The sequence below is a fragment of the Streptomyces sp. CA-294286 genome (genome assembly GCF_050947155.1).
Taxonomy (GTDB): domain Bacteria; phylum Actinomycetota; class Actinomycetes; order Streptomycetales; family Streptomycetaceae; genus Streptomyces.
The window spans coordinates 2,030,134-2,046,832 of record NZ_CP192005.1; the positions used below are offsets into that span (position 1 = coordinate 2,030,134).

The window sequence follows — 16,699 nt, forward strand, 5'->3', positions numbered from 1 at the left end:
CACGTCATGCCTGACATCACCGCGCTCTCCGTCGACGACTTCGCCTCCGTGACCGGTTGGGGACGCACCGCCCCGACGACGGCCCTGGTGGTCCGGCCCCGTACCTACGAGGAGGCGGCGGCGGCGGTGCGCGGCTGCGGGACCCGCGGCTCGATCGCCCGGGGCCTGGGACGGGCGTACGGCGACGCCGCGCAGAACGCGGGCGGTTCGGTGCTCGACATGACGGGACTCGACCGCATCCGCACCGTCGACGCGGACACCGGAGTAGTGGTGTGCGACGCGGGGGTGAGCCTGCACCGGCTGATGGAAGTGCTGCTGCCGCTGGGCTGGTTCGTGCCGGTGACGCCCGGCACGCGGTACGTCACGGTGGGCGGCGCGATCGGCGCGGACATCCACGGCAAGAACCACCACGTGTCGGGCGGCTTCGCCCGGCACGTGCGGTCGCTGGAGCTGCTGACGGCGGACGGGCGGGCCCGGACGGTCCGACCGGGCACGGACCTCTTCGACGCGACGGCCGGCGGCATGGGCCTGACCGGCGTCATCCTCGCGGCGACGATCCAACTCCTGCGCGTGGAGACCTCGTTGATGTCCGTCGACACCGAGCGGGCCACGGATCTCGACGACTTGATGACGCGGCTGACCGAGACCGACCACCTCTACCGGTACTCCGTCGCCTGGATCGACCTGCTCGCCAAGGGCGCGGCGACGGGGCGCTCGGTGCTGACGCGCGGCGACCACGCCCCGCTGGACGTACTGCCGCCCCGGGCGGCCCGCCACCCCCTGGCGTTCCGGCCGGGGCAGCTGCCGGCCGCGCCCGCCTTCGTACCGGAAGGACTGCTGGGCAGGCGGTCGGTGGGACTGTTCAACGAGCTGTGGTACCGCCGCGCGCCCCGGGCCAGGACCGGTGAGCTCCAGAAGCTCTCGACGTTCTTCCACCCGCTGGACGGGGTGCCGCACTGGAACCGGATCTACGGGCGCGGCGGCTTCGTCCAGTACCAGTTCGTGGTGCCGTACGGGCAGGAGGAGGCGCTGCGGCGGATCGTCATGCGGATCTCGCGGCGCGGCTGCCCGTCGTTCCTGGCCGTGCTGAAGCGCTTCGGGCAGGGGGACTCGGGATGGCTGTCGTTCCCGGTGCCCGGGTGGACCCTCGCGCTCGACGTCCCGGCGGGCCTGCCGCGCCTGGGCGCCTTCCTCGACGAACTCGACGAGGAGGTGGTGGCGGCGGGCGGGCGGCTGTACCTGGCGAAGGACTCGCGGGTGCGGCCCGAGACGCTCGCCGCGATGTACCCGCAGATCGACCGGTTCCGTTCCCTGCGCGCCGAACTGGACCCCCGCGGGGTCTTCACCTCGGACCTGTCCCGCCGCCTCGCCCTCTAGCCCGAGGTCCCGGCCCGTCCGTCCCGCGGCCGGGCCGCTCCCGCCGCACGCCCGGCCCCGGAAGCACCCACCCAAGGAGTACCCAGTCATGAAGGACGCCTTCGGCACCCCGCAGTCCCTGCTCGTCCTCGGCGGCACGTCCGAGATCGGACTCGCCACCGCCCGCCGCCTCGTCGCCCGGCGCGCCCGCACGGTGTGGCTCGCCGGACGGCCCTCCCCCGCGCTGGAGGCCGCCGCCGGGCAGCTCCGTACGCTCGGCGCGGACGTGCACACCGTCGCCTTCGACGCACTCGACCCCGCCTCGCACGAGGAGGTGCTGGGGAAGGTCTTCGCCGAGGGCGACATCGACATGGTGCTGCTCGCCTTCGGGCTGCTCGGCGACCAGGTCAACGACGAGGCCGACCCGATGGCCGCCGTGCGGGTCGCCCAGACCAACTACACGGGGGCCGTCTCGGCCGGCCTGGTGTGTGCGAACGCGCTCCAGGGACAGGGGCACGGCTCGCTGGTCGTGCTGTCGTCGGTGGCGGGCGAGCGGGCCCGGCGCGCCAACTTCATCTACGGGTCGAGCAAGGCGGGCCTGGACGCGTTCACCCAGGGGCTGGGCGACGCGCTGGTCGGCACGGGGGTGCACGTGATGATCGTCAGGCCCGGTTTCGTACGGACGAAGATGACGGAGGGCCTCCGGGAGGCCCCGCTGGCCACGACGCCCGAGGCGGTCGCCACCGCGATCGAGGCGGGGCTGCGCAGGCGCGCGGAGGTGGTGTGGGTGCCGGGGACGCTGCGGGCGGTGATGTCGGCCCTGCGGCACGTCCCCCGGCCCCTCTTCCGCCGCCTGCCGATCTGACCCCGCCGCCCCGCGCCCCGAACCCCCGCAGGGCGCCCCTCAGGAGGCGCCCCTCAGGGGCGCGGGGAACCGCGCGACCAGCCACCCACGCACCCGCGGAGACACCCGGACGGCCCCCGCCTCAGTACAGCACCGGCGCGTCGTGCGGCAGCCCTTGCGGCGGCAGGTCGCCCGCCGCTCCCCCGCCGAAGGCGTAGTCGCACAGCTTGCGCCAGACCCCGTCCGCGCCCTGCTCGTACAGTGCGAACGACGTGCACGACCACTGCGCCACGAACTCCGCCAGTTCCCCGTACGCCCTGTCCATGCCCTCCTCGCTGATCCCGTGCGCGACGGTGACGTGCGGGTGGTACGGGAACTGGAGCTCGCGCGCCAGCGGCCCCGAAGCGTCCCGCACCCGCTTCTGAAGCCACGCGCACGCCGACGCGCCCTCGACGACCTTCACGAAGACGACGGGCGACAGCGGGCGGAAGGTGCCCGTGCCGGACAGCCGCATCGGGAAGGGCCGGACGGATTCGGCGAGGGCGGCCAGGTGCGCCTCCACCGCGGGCAGCGCGTCCGCGTCGATCCCGGTCGGCGGCAGCAGCGTGACGTGCGTGGGGATGCCGTGGGCGGCCGGGTCCCCGAAGGCCGCACGCCGCTGCTGGAGCAGGCTGCCGTACGGCTCCGGGACCGCGATCGAAACGCCGAGCGTTACGGTCCCCACGTCGTTCTCCTCCGTCGTCGGTGCGGGCGAATGGCTGCGGGCGGTGGTGCCCCACGGGTGCAGTGTGGCGGGCCCAGGGGCCTCGGGGCCAGAGCCCGAGGTCCGGGGCTCGCGGGACCTGCGTCACGTCCCCGTGCGGGTCAGTGCTTGGCGGGCAGGAAGCCGATCCTGTCGTACGCCTGGGCGAGGGTCTCGGCGGCGACGGCGCGGGCCTTCTCCGCACCCTTGGCGAGGATCGAGTCCAGCGTCTCCGGGTCGTCGAGGTACCCCTGCGTGCGGCTGCGGAACGGCGTGACGAACTCGACCATCTGCTCGGCGAGGTCCGTCTTCAGCGCGCCGTACATCTTGCCCTCGTACTCCCTCTCCAGCTCGGCGACCGGCTTGCCGGTGAGCGTGGAGGAGATGGACAGGAGGTTGGAGACGCCCGGCTTGTCCACCGGGTCGAAGCGGATGACGGTGTCGGCGTCGGTGACCGCGCTCCTGACCTTCTTCGCGGTGACCTTCGGGTCGTCGAGCAGATTGACCAGGCCCTTGGGCGTGGAGGCCGACTTGCTCATCTTGACCGACGGGTCCTGGAGGTCGTAGATCTTCCCCGTCTCCTTGAGGATGTACGGCTCCGGGAGGGTGAAGGTCTCGCCGAGACGGCTGTTGAAGCGCTCGGCGAGGTCGCGGGTCAGCTCGATGTGCTGGCGCTGGTCCTCGCCGACCGGGACCTGGTTCGCCTGGTACAGCAGGATGTCCGCGACCTGGAGGACGGGGTAGGTGAAGAGGCCGACCGTCGTCCGGTCGGAGCCCTGCTTCGAGGACTTGTCCTTGAACTGCGTCATCCGGGACGCCTCGCCGAAGCCGGTGAGGCAGTTCATCACCCAGCCGAGCTGGGCGTGCTCGGGCACGTGACTCTGCACGAAGAGCGTGCACCTGTCCGGGTCGAGACCGGCCGCGAGGAGCTGGGCGACGGCGAGCCGGGTGTTGGCGCGCAGCGCGGCGGGGTCCTGCGGAACGGTGATGGCGTGCAGGTCCACCACCATGTAGAAGGCGTCGTGCGTCTCCTGCAACGCCACCCACTGGCGCACCGCGCCGAGGTAGTTGCCGAGGTGGAAGGAGCCTGCGGTGGGCTGGATGCCGGAGAGCACACGGGGTCGAGAGGCCATGTACGCCATTCTCTCAGGTACGGGGGAGGCACTCGTCCCGGGGAGCGGCGAGCGACCGGGGGAACCCGAACCGTTCGGATCCCGTGCGCGCCCGGCCCGGCGACCTCCGGCGGCAAGGTTTCCGCACGGCCGCGCCGACCGACGATAGAAAGGAGCGCCGTCCGCGCGGTTCGCCGGACGGCCGTCCCGGAAGACCACCGACGATCAACGATGATCGGAGTTGCCCACGTGTCGACAACGGACGCCACGACCGCTGCCGCCCTCGCTTCCGCCGAGGCGCACAGCGCGCACAACTACCACCCGCTGCCCGTCGTCGTCGCCGAGGCCGAGGGCGCCTGGATGACCGACGTCGAGGGCCGCCGCTTCCTCGACATGCTCGCCGGGTACTCGGCGCTCAACTTCGGCCACGGCAACCGCCGCCTCATCGACGCCGCCAAGGCCCAGCTGGACCGGGTCACACTGACCTCGCGCGCCTTCCACCACGACCGGTTCGCCGCGTTCTGCGCCGAGCTGGCCGCCCTGTGCGGCAAGGACATGGTGCTGCCGATGAACACCGGCGCGGAAGCCGTGGAGACCGCCGTGAAGACCGCCCGGAAGTGGGGCTACCGGGTCAAGGGCGTACCCGACGGACGGGCCAGGATCATCGTCGCCGCCGACAACTTCCACGGCCGTACGACGACCATCGTCAGCTTCTCCACGGACCCCGAGGCGCACGCCGACTACGGCCCGTACACCCCCGGCTTCGACATCGTCCCGTACGGCGACCTGGAGGCGCTGACGGCGGCGATCACCGACGAGACGGTGGCCGTGCTGTTGGAGCCGATCCAGGGCGAAGCGGGGGTGCTGGTGCCGCCGCCCGGATACCTGGCCGGCGTGCGGGAGGTGACGCGGGAGCGGAACGTGCTCTTCGTCGCGGACGAGATCCAGTCGGGGCTCGGCCGTACCGGGAAGACCTTCGCGTGCGAGCACGAGGGCGTGGTGCCCGACGTGTACGTGCTGGGCAAGGCGCTCGGCGGCGGGGTCGTTCCGGTGTCGGCGGTGGTCGCGTCGTCGGACGTGCTGGGGGTCTTCCGGCCGGGCGAGCACGGGTCGACGTTCGGCGGGAACCCCCTGGCGTGCGCGGTCGCGCTGGAGGTCGTCGCGATGCTCCGCGGCGGCGAGTACCAGCAGCGCGCCACCGAACTCGGCGACCACCTGCACCGCGAGCTGAACCTGCTCGTGGGCGGCGCGGTGCGCGCGGTGCGCGGGCGCGGCCTGTGGGCCGGGGTCGACATCGACCCGGCGCGCGGCACCGGGCGGCAGATCTCGGAGCGGCTGATGGAGCGGGGGGTGCTGGTCAAGGACACCCACGGGTCCACGATCCGGCTCGCGCCGCCGCTGGTGATCAGCAAGGAGGACCTGGACTGGGGGCTGGACCAGCTGCGGGCCGTGCTGAGCGAGTAGGAGCCCACGGGGGAAGAGGGGCCGCTCGGGGCGAGCGGCCCCTGCGGAGGAGCCTCGGAGGGTGCGGGGGAGGAGGCTCGGAGGGTGCGTGGAGGGGAGCCTCGCAGGGTGCGGGGCTCAGAGGATGACGTGGGGCAGGAAGCGGGCGTACTCGTCCGTGACCGGCCCCGCCGACTCCCGGATGCCGAGCCCCGCCGCCTCGTCCTCGACGACCCACGCGCCGAGCACCGTGCGGTTGCCGTCGAAGTCGGGCAGCGGGGCCAGCTCCTGGTAGCAGACGGGGTCCGGGGAGACCTCGGGCGGCGCGGAGCCCGGCGCGTGGACGGTGACCCCCGCGCCCTCGCGGCCGAGGAGGGGCTTGGTCACGTACCCCTTCTCCCGTGCCAGTTCGCGCGGGCCGTCGAGGTAGGAGGCGAGCAGGTTCGGGTGGCCGGGGTAGAGCTCCCAGAGGATGGCCAGGAGAGCCTTGTTGGACAGCAGCATCTTCCAGGCGGGCTCGATCCAGCAGGTGGTGCCGGTGCCGCCGCCGTTGTCGAGGGTGGACAGCACGTGCGGGCCGAACCGGTCGGTGGCCAGCCACTCCCACGGGTAGAGCTTGAAGCAGCTGCGGATGAAGCGGAGCTTCTCGTCGACGAAGCGGCCGGAGAGACGGTCCCAGCCGATCTGCTCGACCGAGAGCGCCTCGGTGCGCAGGCCTGCCTGCTCGGCCGTCTCGCGCAGGTACGCGACCGTCATCAGGTCCTCGCCGAGTTCGTCGCCGTCGGAGTGGGCGAAGTGCAGCGGACCCGGCGGCAGAAGGCGGGCCTGCCGCTTCCACGCGTCGACCAGGCGCTCGTGCAGGGAGTTCCACTGGTCGGCGCCGGGGAACAGCTCCTCCATCCAGAACCACTGCGCACTGGCCGCCTCGACGAGGGACGTGGGCGTGTCGGCGTTGTACTCCAGCATCTTGGCCGGGCCGGTGCCGTCGTAGCGCAGGTCGAAGCGGCCGTACAGGGAGGGCAGTGCGGCGCGGCGGTGCCAGGACTCGGCGATCAGCCGGGCCAGCTCGGGGTCGGTGATGCCGAGGTCGGCGAAGCGGTCGGTGGCGACGATGTGCGCGGCGGCGGCCAGGCACATCGCGTGCAGCTCCTCCACGACCTCTTCGAGTGCCTCGACCTCGGGGAGCGTGAAGGAGTAGTAGGCGCTCTCGTCCCAGTAGGGGCGCAGGGAGTCGTCGGGGTAGCGGGTCAGGGGGTAGATGACGCCCTGCTCCTCGACGATGCGCTGCCAGTCGGGGCGAGGGGTGGCGGTGTGGCGTTTCACGGGAGGGCCTCTGGGGTGGCGGTCGGGCCGGACGGGCGCTTACGGGCTGCGGGGAGCGCCGTCCCGGCCGGAAGGGCTCCGCGCGGGCGGAAGCAGGGGCTCGGGCCGGCGCGGCGGGCCGCACGGACGGGGTACCGGCGGGAGGGGCTCCGCACGAACGGGATGCCGACGCGGCGGGCTCCGCACGAACGGGATGCCGACGCGGCGGGCTCCGCACGAACGGGGTGCCGGCGCGGCGGGCTCCGCACGAACGGGGCACCGACGCGGCGGGCTCCGCACGAACGGGATGCCGACGCGGCGGGCTCCGCACGGACGGGATGCCGGCGCGGCGGGCTCAGCCGCCGCCCGAGCCCGAGCAGCCGAAGCCGCCCCGGCTCACCGCGGACTTGTCGAAGCTGCCGCCCTCGACCTTGCTGTTGTTGACCTTGCCGCCGTAGTAGTAGCCGGCGGAGCCGCCGCGTCGGCCGCTGTCGCAGTCGGAGTCGGACCGCACTTCGCGGGTGCTGCGGTCCGCGCACCGCTTGTCCGGCTCCGAACTGCAGGACGTGAGCGCCAGGGCGAGCAGTCCCATGCTGCCGAGCGCCACCGTGCTGGACCTCATTTTGCGCCGTTGCGCCGTCATGCCCCGCCACTCCCCCGTGCTTCTCCGTGCATCTCCGCCGGTTTCGCTCCACCGACTCCGGACCGTCGACAGACTAAAGGGCTCCTGCCCCGGGAGGAACGCCGGAGTCTGCTCCGCGTCGATTCGCCCCGCGGGACGGGCACCCCCACCGATGGTTTAGCATTCACCTATGCGCGGTGCTTTCACCGCGCCCCCCCGAACCGCCCCGGCCGGTCTCCCCCGTCCGGCCGGGGCTTCCCCTTGCCCGAGACGTCCGCTTCCCCGCGGCGTCCGCCGCGTGTTCGTGCGGCCGGGTGATCCGTGGACGGCGGCAGTACCCGGGGGCGCCCGGGGCTCGTTGCAGACGGCGTGAACACCACTGCAAGCCCCTCCCACATACTGCCGAAGAAGCACTCCCCCGCTCCCCGGTTCACCTCCGTGGTCGCCTCCTGCCGCACCGAGGGCAACACCCTCACCATCGCCGTCCAGGGCGAGATCGACCACTTCACGGCGGCCCCCCTGAGCGCGCTGCTCACCTCGGCGGCCGCCTTCGGGCACACCTGCCTCGTGGTCGACGCGTCCCGGGTCACCTTCTGCGACTCGGGCTTCGTCAACGCGCTGCTGGCCTGGCGGCGCGGCGGCAGACGGCTGGTCCTGGCCGCCGCGTCCGCGGCCGTGAGGCGGCTGCTGGCGGCGACCCGGTGCGGGCACCTGCTGGCGAAGGAGGCCCGGGGCTGAGCCGAGGCCGACGCACGGGCCGCACCCCCGGCCCCCTTCCCCGGCCCCGGGCTCCGTACGGCGACGTACGGAGCCCGGGGCCGGTCCCGTGCCCGGCAGGCGCCCCGCAGCACCCGGCGGCTACGGCAGGGCCCTGATCAGCGTCTCCAAAGTTCCGGCCCACGCGCTGTCCGTGGGCGTCGCGTAGCCGACCATCAGTCCGTCCCGGCCCTCCCCGGGCGCCTGCGGGTGCCGGAAGCCGGAGAGCCCCTCCACCGCCAGCCCCTGCCAGTGCGCGGCCCGGACCACCGATCGCTCGGTGCCCGGCGGGAGTTCGAGGATGGCGTTCAGCCCGGCCGCGATGCCGCTGACCGTGACGTGCGGAGCATGCCGGGCGAGGGCGGCCACCAGGTCGTCGCGCCGCCGCCGGTAGCGCAGCCGCGCGGAGCGGATGTGCCGGTCGTACGCGCCGGAGGCGATGAACTCGGCGAGGGCCAGCTGCTCCAGCGCACTGGAGGTGTTGTCGTGCGGGGAGAGCAGCCCGAGGCAGTCCTCGGGCAGCACCGCCCAGGACAGCCGCAGTCCCGGCGCGAGGGCCTTGCTCGACGTTCCCAGGTAGACCACCCGCTCCGGGTCGAGACCCTGGAGCGCGCCGACGGGCTGGCGGTCGTAGCGGAACTCGCCGTCGTAGTCGTCCTCCAGGATCAGCGCGCCCGTGCTCCGCGCCCAGTCGACGGCCGCCGCGCGCCGGTCCGGGTGCAGGGCCGCCCCGGTCGGGAACTGGTGAGCGGCGGTCAGCAGCACCGCACCGACGCCGCCGCCCAGCTCCGCCAACGTCTCCGTGCGCGCGCCGAGTTCGTCGACGCCGATCGGCGGGATGCGCAGTCCGGCCGCCCGGAAGCACTCCCGGTGGAAGTCCAGCCCGTACTCCTCGACGGCGACGGCCTTCGTGCCGGGGCTGCGGCGGCGCAGCGCCCCGGCGAGGAAGGTCAGCGCGTTCACGTACCCCGACCTGATCACGATGCGCTCCGGGTCGGCGTGCACGCCCCGGGCACGGGCCAGGTACTCGGCGAGCACGGCGCGCAGCTCCGGGCGACCGCGCGGATCGCCGTACCCGAAGGCCTCGTACGGGGCGGCGGACAGCGCCTTGCGGTACGCCTTGACCCACTCGGCGCGCGGAAAGGACGACAGCTCGGGCGAGCCGGGCAGCAGGCTGTACGCGGGGGCGGTACGGGCCGGGGGCCGGGCCCGTCCGGCGGGCGGGCGGTGTCCTGCGGGAGCGGGCGCTGCCTGCACGGGGCCGGTCCGCGCGGGTCCGGCCTGGGGGCGGCCGGTCCGCGGGGCGCCAGTCTGTCTGCGTCCCGTCTGCGCGTGATCGGCCTGCGTGCGTCCCGCCTGCCCGTGATCGGCCTGCGCGTGCCCCGCCTGCCCGTGATCGGCCTGCGCGTGCCCCGCCTGCCCGTGCGCCGCCGCGTGCCCGGTCCGTGTGCGTCCCGTCGGCCGGCGTGGCGTTGCGGGGGCGGCCCGTTCGGCGACCCGCGTCCCCGATCCCTGCCGAGCGGTGAGCCAGCCCTCGGCGACGAGTTCCGCGTACGCGTCGGCGACCGTGTTGCGGGCGATGCCGAGATCGGCGGCGAGGGTGCGGGAGGAGGGCAGCCGGGTGCCGGGGGCGAGCCGGCCGCTGCGGGCGGCTTCGCGCAGGGCGTCGCGCAGACCGGTCCGCAGGCCGGGTCCGTGCAGGTCGAGATGGAGGTCGACGCCGGAGGACGCCAGGAGATTGGCCCAGGGTTTCGTCACGGAAATGGACCATACCGGCGGGCCGCACGCTCCGTACCGTGGTGCCCATGACGACGAACGAGAACACCTCCGCAGCCACCCGCGTCCCCGAGCGCACCCCCCGCATGAACTGGACCGAGCACGCCCCCGAGGTCTTCAAGGCCATGCTCCAGCTGGAGAAGGCCGCCACGAAGCGGCTCGACCCGGTGGTCGCCGAACTGGTCAAGATCCGGTCCTCGCAGCTCAACCACTGCGCGTACTGCCTCGACATGCACACCAAGGACGCCCTCGCGGCGGGCGAGAGCGTGGAGCGCATCATCCAGCTGTCGGCGTGGGAGGAGTCGCAGCACTTCTACACGGCGAAGGAGATCGCCGCGATCGAGCTCACCGAGGCGATCACGGTCCTGACGGACGGTTTCGTCCCGGACGAGGTGTTCGACAAGGCCGCCAAGCACTTCGACGAGGTCGAACTCGCCCACCTGATCGCCGCCATCAACACGATCAACGCGTGGAACCGCTTCGCGGTCTCGACGCGCATGGTCCCCGGCCACTACACGGCCGGCTCGCACAAGGGCTGAGCCCGCACGGTCCTTCTGCTGGTCGTCTGTCAGGACCCGGCCACCTCGAAGTGGGCGGGCGGGCCGTTCCGCATGGGCATCGAGGGCTGGACGGCCCAGACCACGCACCCTCTGGTCCTGGGACCGGACAACGTACCGGTCATCACAGAAAGCCACGAAGCCGCGCAGGACCGTGACCGTCACCGACGTCGCCGTCCTGTGGACCGTGGAAGCGGCCCGCGGGGAGTGATCCGCTCCCGCCGACGGAGCACGTGCACCACCGCGCCGGGCCCGGCGGATTCCTCCGTCGGGCCCGGCGCGGTGTGCGTGTGCGTGTGCGCGGGGGTTACTTCTTGGGGATCCAGGGCTTCCAGGTGGACTCGTTGGCCTTGACCCACTTCTCCGCGGCGGCCTCCGGCGAGAGCTTCTGGTCGGCGATCATGAGGGCCACGTCGTTCTGCTGGTCGGTGGTCCACTTGAAGTTCTTCAGGAAGGTGGCCGCGTCACCGCCGTCCTTCGCGAAGTCCTTGTTGAAGAACTTCTGCAGCGGGGTGTTCGGGTAGCCGCAGGCGATCTTCTTGGGATCGGCGTCGCAGCCCTCCTTGTACTCCGGCAGCTTGACCTCGACCATCTCGATCTCGTTGTTCAGCCACTGCGGGTTCCACCAGTACGTCAGGAAGGGCTTCTTCTCCTTCGCGTACTTCTTGATCGCGGTGATCTGGCTGGCCTCGGAGCCGGCGAAGTTGGGCTTGAGGTTCAGCTTGAGGTTCTTGATCAGGGCTTCGTCATGGGTGACGTAGTCCGGGGAGCCTTCGAGGATCTCGCCCTTGCCGCCGCTCTCGACGGTCGCGAAGTCCTTGGCGTACTTGTTGAGGTTCTTCCAGTCCGTGACGTCCGGGTGCTTGTCCGCGTAGTACTTCGGCACGAACCAGCCGATGTGACCGGTGACGCCGAGGTCGCCGCCCTTGACGACGGTCTTCTTGTCCTCGACGTACTGCTTCTCCTCCTTGGGGTGGCCCCAGTCCTCCATGATCGCGTCGATGTCGCCCTTGGACAGGGCGTCCCACGCGAGGACCTCGCCCATCTGCTGGGACTTGACCGTGTAGCCCATCTCCTTCTTCAGGAGGTACGAGGCGACGGCGACGTTGGCCTGGGCGCCGACCCAGGAGGGGACGGTGAGGGAAACGGTCTTCTTGCCGCCCGCCTCGGTGCTCTTGCCGGTCTCCGCGGCGCCGCAGCCGCTGAGGGCGAGCAGGCCGAGGACGGCGGAGGAGGCTACGGCGGCGCGTGCCGCGGTGGTGCGCGTGAGGTTCATGGTGCTGATCTCTCTTCTCTGGCAGGAAGGATGGAGAGGGAGGAGGAGCAAACGGCGCGAACGGCTCAGGCGCCCTTGCGGGCACGCGCCTTCGCGGGCTGGGTGAGGCGGTCCAGGACCAGGCCGAGGCAGACGATCGCCGCGCCGGCGGTCATGCCGATGCCCATCTCACCGCGGGACAGGCCCTTGACGACGTCGTAGCCGAGCGCGCCGCCACCGACGAGACCGCCGACGACGACCACCGCCAGGACGAGCACGACCCCCTGGTTGACGGCGAGCTGGAGGGCGGGGCGGGCCAGCGGGAGCTGGACCTGGAGGAGCTGCTGGCGGGAGCCGGCGCCGAGGGAGCGGGACGCTTCCATGGCGGCCGGGTCGACCTCGCGCAGCCCCTGGGTGGTGATGCGGATGACCGCGGGCAGCGCGTACACGACGGCCGCGATGATCGCGGAGGCGCGGGTCACGCCGAACAGGGCGACGACCGGGATCAGGTACACGAACTGCGGCATCGTCTGCATCGCGTCGAGCACCGGTCGTGCGACACGTTCGAAGCGGCGGGCGCGGGCGGCCAGGATGCCGACCGCGAAGCCGATCACCAGCGTGACGACGAGGGCCGCCAGGACCTGGGAGAGCGTGTTGAGGGACTTGTCCCAGACGCCCAGGACGCCGATCGCGGCCATCGCGAGGGTCGCGGTGAGCGCGGTGCCCCAGGTGCCGACCAGCCAGGCCACGCCTGCGACGAGCAGCAGCAGCGTCCACCAGGGGAGCCAGGTCAGGCCGTCGTGCAGGGGGTTGAGGACCCACAGCGTGAAGTTCTGCGACCACGCCTCCGTGCCGCCGAGGACCGGGACGCCGGACGAGAGGTTCTCGGTGATCCACTCCTGGGCCTTGTTGACCGGGGTGGAGATGCCGTACGTCCAGGTCTCGGGCCACAGCCGGGTGCCGGCGAGGCGTCCCGCCGCCGCGGCGGCGACGGTGCCCGCGGCCACCAGGGCCCAGGCGCGCCAGCCGTGCAGCAGCCTGCCGCGGCCCGAGGGCTCGGAGGAGGAGGCGGAGCCGCCGATGCGGTCGCCCGCGGCGGCGGTGGTGCGGTCCAGCCAGATCGCGATCAGGACGATCGGGATGCCCGCGGCGAGCGCCTTGCCGACGTCGACCGTGGACAGCGCCGAGTAGACCTCCTCGCCGAGGCCGCCCGCACCGACCAGCGCCGCGATGACCACCATGGAGAGCGCCATCATGATCGTCTGGTTGAGGCCGAGCAGCATCTCCTTGCGGGCCAGCGGCAGCCGGGCGGTGCGCAGCCGCTGCCAGCCGTTGGAGCCGAGCGAGGTGGCGGCCTCCAGCACTCCGGCGTCCGCGCCGCGCATGCCGAGGGCGGTGAGGCGGGCCATCGGCGGGGCGGCGTAGATGACGGTGCACAGCAGGGCGGCGGGCGTGCCGGTGCCGAAGACCAGCACGAACGGCAGCAGGTACGCGAACGCGGGCAGCACCTGCATGGTGTCCAGGACGGGGCGCAGGACCCGGTCGAAGCGGTCGGAGAGCCCGGCCGCGAGGCCGAGGACGACGCCGACCAGGGAGGCGGCGGCCACCGCGACGATCATCAGGGCGATCGTCATCAGCGTCGGGTCCCACATGCCGAGCGCACCGCAGACGGCGAACGCGGCGAGCGCGGTGGCGGCCACCTTCAGTCCGCTGCGGCCCAGGCCCCCGGCCCGCCAGGCGAGCAGCACGGCGCCGGCGGTGACGCCCACCCAGCCGAGCTGGCCGAGGCCCGCGTAGACGGTGTCGACGGCGCTGGTCGCGGAGTTGGAGAGGTGGAGGAGGAAGTACAGGAAGAGGGGATGGGTGTCGCGGTTGTCGAGGACCCAGTCGTTGGCGTCGTCGAGCGGTCCGGACACGTCCACGGTGTGCGCGGCGGGCCAGCTGCCGCCGCCCCACAGTGCGGCGCCCAGCGGCAGCAGCACCAGGACGGCGACGGCGAGCGGCAGGAGCTTGCGGCCGGCGCGGTGGTGCAGGATCGTGCGGAACTTCCCGACCGGCGCGGGCTTGCCGCCCGCGGGGGAGGGTTTCTGGCGCTCGTCGCGCGCGGTCGCGGAGATCGTGGGAGCCGTCATGCGGGGATCACCTCGCCGGTGGTACCGGTGGCGGCGTCGGGCCCCGGCACACCCGTACCGGCCGGCGCTTCCGGCGCACCCGTGCCGGCCGGGAAGTCGGCGTTCAGGCCGGCGACCACGGCGAGCAGGCCCCGGTGGTCGACGACGCCCAGGCAGCGGCCGTTGTCGACGACCCGGACGGCGCCCCCGGTGCGGACGACCGCCTCGATGGCCTCGGACACGGTGACGCCGGGGGCGACGGACGCGCCCGTCTCGGCCTCGTCGCCCACGGGGGCGCGCATCGCGGTGCGGGCCGTCATGACCTGCTCGCGGGGCACGTCGCGAACGAAGTCCCGTACGTAGTCGTCGGCGGGCGCGCCCACGATCTCCTCGGGGGTGCCCATCTGGACGACCCGCCCGTCGCGCATCAGGGCGATGCGGTCGCCGATGCGCAGGGCCTCGCTGAGGTCGTGGGTGATGAAGACCATGGTGCGGCCCTCCTCGTCGTGCAGGCGGCAGACCTCCTCCTGCATGTCGCGCCGGATCAGCGGGTCCAGTGCGCTGAACGGCTCGTCGAAGAGCAGGACCTCGGGGTCGACGGCGAGGGCGCGGGCCAGGCCCACGCGCTGCTGCTGGCCGCCGGAGAGCTGTCCCGGACGCCGGTTCTCCAGCCCTTGCAGGCCGACCTTGGCGACGACCTCGGCGGCCTTGGCGCGGCGCTCGGACTTGCCCATGCCCTGGATCTCCAGGCCGTAGGCGACGTTGTCCAGGACCGTGCGGTGCGGGAGCAGGCCGAAGTGCTGGAAGACCATGGCGGCGCGGTGCCGGCGCAGTTCGCGCAGCCGCCCCTTGTCCATGGCCAGCACGTCCTCGCCGTCGATGGCGAGCGAGCCGGAGGTCGGCTCGATGAGCCGGGTCAGGCAGCGGACCAGCGTCGACTTGCCGGAGCCGGAGAGGCCCATGACGACGAAGACCTCGCCCTTGCGGACGTCGAAGGAGACGTCGCGGACGGCGGCGGTGCAGCCGGTGCGGGCGCGGAGCTCCTCGACCGACAGGTCGGCGTACTCGGCGTTGCCGGGGATCTTCTCGGCCTTGGGGCCGAAGACCTTCCACAGGTTGCGCACGGAGAAGACGACGTCGTCCCCGGCGCCCTGCGCGGTCGCGGTGGTCCCTGCGGTTCCTGCGTGGGTACTGGACATTACGCGGCGCCTCCCGGAGCTGCGGTGGGATGGACGAGCAACTCCGCGCACTTCTCGCCGACCATCAGGACGCCGATCATCGGGTTCACGGCGGTCATGGTCGGGAAGACGGACGCGTCGGCGATGCGGATGCCTTCGAGGCCCTTGATCTTCAAGTCGGGTGTGACGACGGCGAGTGCGTCGTCGGCGGCGCCCATCCTGCAGGTGCCGGCCGGGTGGTACACGGTGTGCGCGACCTTGCGGGCGTACTCGCTGAGGTCCTCGTCGGAGACGACCTCGGGACCGGGGCAGACCTCGCGGGTCAGCCAGCCGGCGAGCGGTTCGGTCTTCGCGATCTCGCGGGCGATGCGGATGCCGTCGACGAGGGTGCGGCCGTCGTAGTCGTCCTCGTCGGTGAAGTACCGGAAGTCGAGGGAGGGCTTCACGGCCGGGTCGGCGCTGGTCAGGAACAGCCGGCCGCGGCTGCGCGGCTTGGGGATGTTCGGGGTCATCGACACGCCGTGGGCCGGGCGTTCGTATCCCAGCCGCTCCGGGTTGTCGGTGAAGGGGATCTGGTAGAAGTGGAACATCAGGTCCGGGCCCGCGTGCTCCGGGTCCCGCTTGACGAACAGGCCCGCGTCGGAGTCCATCGCCGAGTTCTCGGGGATCGGCCCGTCGGTCTCCCAGACGATGACCGACTCGGGGTGGTCGAGCAGGTTCTCGCCGACGCCCGGGAGGTCGAGGACCACGGGTATGCCGAGCGCTTCGAGGTCGCGCGCCGGGCCTATCCCGGAGTGCATGAGCAGGCGCGGGGTGTCCACCGCGCCGGCGCAGACGAGGACTTCGCGGGTGGCCCGTACGAGGACCTCCTCGCCGTCCTTGGTGCGGATGTGGACGCCGCGCGCCCGGGTGCCCTCAAGCTCCAGCCGGTACGCCCAGGTCTCCAGCATCAGGTGGAGGTTCGGGCGGTCCAGGAACGGGTGCAGGTACGCGACCGAGGCGGAGGACCGCTTGTTGTCCTCCGGGTGGTACGCGAGGTCGAAGAAGCCGACGCCGTCCTCGAAGGGCTTCTTGTTGAACCCTTCGACGCGCGGCACGCCGAGGGCGCTCTGCGCGGCGTCGACGAAGTCGCGGGCGATCGCGTTCCGGTCCTTCCTGTCGACCGGGACGATGTTGTTGCGGAGCTTGGAGAAGTACGGGTCCATGGCCGCCGCACCCCAGCCCTCGGCGCCGTTCGCCTCCCACTCGTCCCAGTCGGACGGCAGCGGCTTGAACGCGATGAGGGTGTTGTGCGAGGAGCAGCCACCGAGGACGCGGGCCCGGCTGTGCCGGATGTGCGAATTGCCGCGTGGCTGCTCGGTGGTCGGGTAGTCGTAGTCCAGCTCGCCGCCGAGGAGGCCCATCCAGCGACGGAGGGTGAGGACGTCGGGGCGGTCGACGTCGGTGGGGCCGCCCTCGATCACGGCGACGCGGACGGAGGGGTCCTCGGTGAGGCGGGAGGCGATCACCGAACCGGCGGTTCCGCCGCCGACGACGACGTAGTCGTACTCGTGGGTGGGGTCGGGCATGGATGCTCTCCTGTTCGTACGGAAGGTGCTGCGCGTAAGGGGGCGGTCGGGGCGGGTCGGGGCCAGGGGTCCGGCCC

Annotated in this window: 14 protein-coding genes; 5 read left to right on the forward strand and 9 right to left on the reverse strand. The window is 72.5% G+C overall.

From position 1 onward, the window contains the following. Positions 1 to 6: 6 nt before the first annotated feature. On the forward strand, positions 7 to 1,377 hold the full coding sequence (locus ACQPZG_RS13635) for an FAD-binding oxidoreductase (protein ID WP_433546068.1): 1,371 nt from the start codon (positions 7 to 9) through the stop codon (positions 1,375 to 1,377). An 88-nt stretch (positions 1,378 to 1,465) separates the two neighbouring features. Then, entirely contained in the window at positions 1,466 to 2,221 is a 756-nt protein-coding gene (locus ACQPZG_RS13640) for a decaprenylphospho-beta-D-erythro-pentofuranosid-2-ulose 2-reductase (protein ID WP_433546069.1), read from the forward strand. Between the two features lie 121 nt (positions 2,222 to 2,342). Here ACQPZG_RS13640 and ACQPZG_RS13645 read toward each other — a convergent pair whose 3' ends face one another. After that, positions 2,343 to 2,924 (reverse strand): 2'-5' RNA ligase family protein, encoded by a 582-nt coding sequence (locus ACQPZG_RS13645; RefSeq protein WP_433546070.1) that lies wholly within the window; start codon positions 2,922 to 2,924, stop codon positions 2,343 to 2,345. Positions 2,925 to 3,064: 140 nt separating this feature from the next. After that, a complete protein-coding gene (gene trpS / locus ACQPZG_RS13650) occupies positions 3,065 to 4,075 on the reverse strand; it encodes a tryptophan--tRNA ligase (RefSeq protein WP_433546071.1) in 1,011 nt (336 codons plus the stop codon). 228 nt (positions 4,076 to 4,303) lie between these two features. Here trpS and rocD point away from each other — a divergent pair, with 228 nt between their 5' ends. Then, positions 4,304 to 5,518 (forward strand): ornithine--oxo-acid transaminase, encoded by a 1,215-nt coding sequence (gene rocD, locus ACQPZG_RS13655; protein WP_433546072.1) that lies wholly within the window; start codon positions 4,304 to 4,306, stop codon positions 5,516 to 5,518. A 117-nt stretch (positions 5,519 to 5,635) separates the two neighbouring features. Here the strand turns inward: rocD and ACQPZG_RS13660 are convergent, their stop codons facing one another. Both ACQPZG_RS13660 and ACQPZG_RS13665 read right to left on the reverse strand, forming a co-directional pair. Next, positions 5,636 to 6,820 carry a glutathionylspermidine synthase family protein gene (locus ACQPZG_RS13660; RefSeq protein ID WP_433546073.1) on the reverse strand — a complete coding sequence of 395 codons (1,185 nt, stop codon included), beginning with the start codon at positions 6,818 to 6,820 and terminating at the stop codon, positions 5,636 to 5,638. A 334-nt stretch (positions 6,821 to 7,154) separates the two neighbouring features. Beyond that, on the reverse strand, positions 7,155 to 7,421 hold the full coding sequence (locus ACQPZG_RS13665) for a hypothetical protein (RefSeq protein WP_433546074.1): 267 nt from the start codon (positions 7,419 to 7,421) through the stop codon (positions 7,155 to 7,157). A gap of 369 nt (positions 7,422 to 7,790) precedes the next feature. On the opposite strand from ACQPZG_RS13665, the gene ACQPZG_RS13670 reads away from it, so the two are divergent. Beyond that, complete coding sequence (locus tag ACQPZG_RS13670) at positions 7,791 to 8,159, forward strand: STAS domain-containing protein (protein WP_433546075.1); 369 nt, start codon at positions 7,791 to 7,793, stop codon at positions 8,157 to 8,159. A gap of 120 nt (positions 8,160 to 8,279) precedes the next feature. Here ACQPZG_RS13670 and ACQPZG_RS13675 read toward each other — a convergent pair whose 3' ends face one another. Continuing rightward, positions 8,280 to 9,839 carry a PLP-dependent aminotransferase family protein gene (locus ACQPZG_RS13675; RefSeq protein ID WP_433549394.1) on the reverse strand — a complete coding sequence of 520 codons (1,560 nt, stop codon included), beginning with the start codon at positions 9,837 to 9,839 and terminating at the stop codon, positions 8,280 to 8,282. 143 nt (positions 9,840 to 9,982) lie between these two features. Here ACQPZG_RS13675 and ACQPZG_RS13680 point away from each other — a divergent pair, with 143 nt between their 5' ends. Continuing rightward, positions 9,983 to 10,492: a carboxymuconolactone decarboxylase family protein gene (locus ACQPZG_RS13680; protein ID WP_433546076.1), complete on the forward strand. Its 510-nt coding sequence runs from the start codon at positions 9,983 to 9,985 to the stop codon at positions 10,490 to 10,492. 325 nt (positions 10,493 to 10,817) lie between these two features. Here ACQPZG_RS13680 and ACQPZG_RS13685 read toward each other — a convergent pair whose 3' ends face one another. From ACQPZG_RS13685 to ACQPZG_RS13700, 4 genes are all read right to left on the reverse strand, one after another. Next, on the reverse strand, positions 10,818 to 11,786 hold the full coding sequence (locus tag ACQPZG_RS13685; RefSeq protein ID WP_433546077.1) for an ABC transporter substrate-binding protein: 969 nt from the start codon (positions 11,784 to 11,786) through the stop codon (positions 10,818 to 10,820). Between the two features lie 65 nt (positions 11,787 to 11,851). Beyond that, on the reverse strand, positions 11,852 to 13,897 hold the full coding sequence (locus ACQPZG_RS13690; RefSeq protein WP_433546078.1) for an ABC transporter permease: 2,046 nt from the start codon (positions 13,895 to 13,897) through the stop codon (positions 11,852 to 11,854). Then, complete coding sequence (locus ACQPZG_RS13695) at positions 13,894 to 15,075, reverse strand: quaternary amine ABC transporter ATP-binding protein (RefSeq protein WP_433546079.1); 1,182 nt, start codon at positions 15,073 to 15,075, stop codon at positions 13,894 to 13,896. The genes ACQPZG_RS13690 and ACQPZG_RS13695 overlap by 4 nt, the downstream gene beginning before the upstream one ends. Next, positions 15,075 to 16,622 (reverse strand): GMC family oxidoreductase, encoded by a 1,548-nt coding sequence (locus ACQPZG_RS13700; RefSeq protein ID WP_433546080.1) that lies wholly within the window; start codon positions 16,620 to 16,622, stop codon positions 15,075 to 15,077. The genes ACQPZG_RS13695 and ACQPZG_RS13700 overlap by 1 nt, the downstream gene beginning before the upstream one ends. Positions 16,623 to 16,699 lie beyond the last annotated feature (77 nt).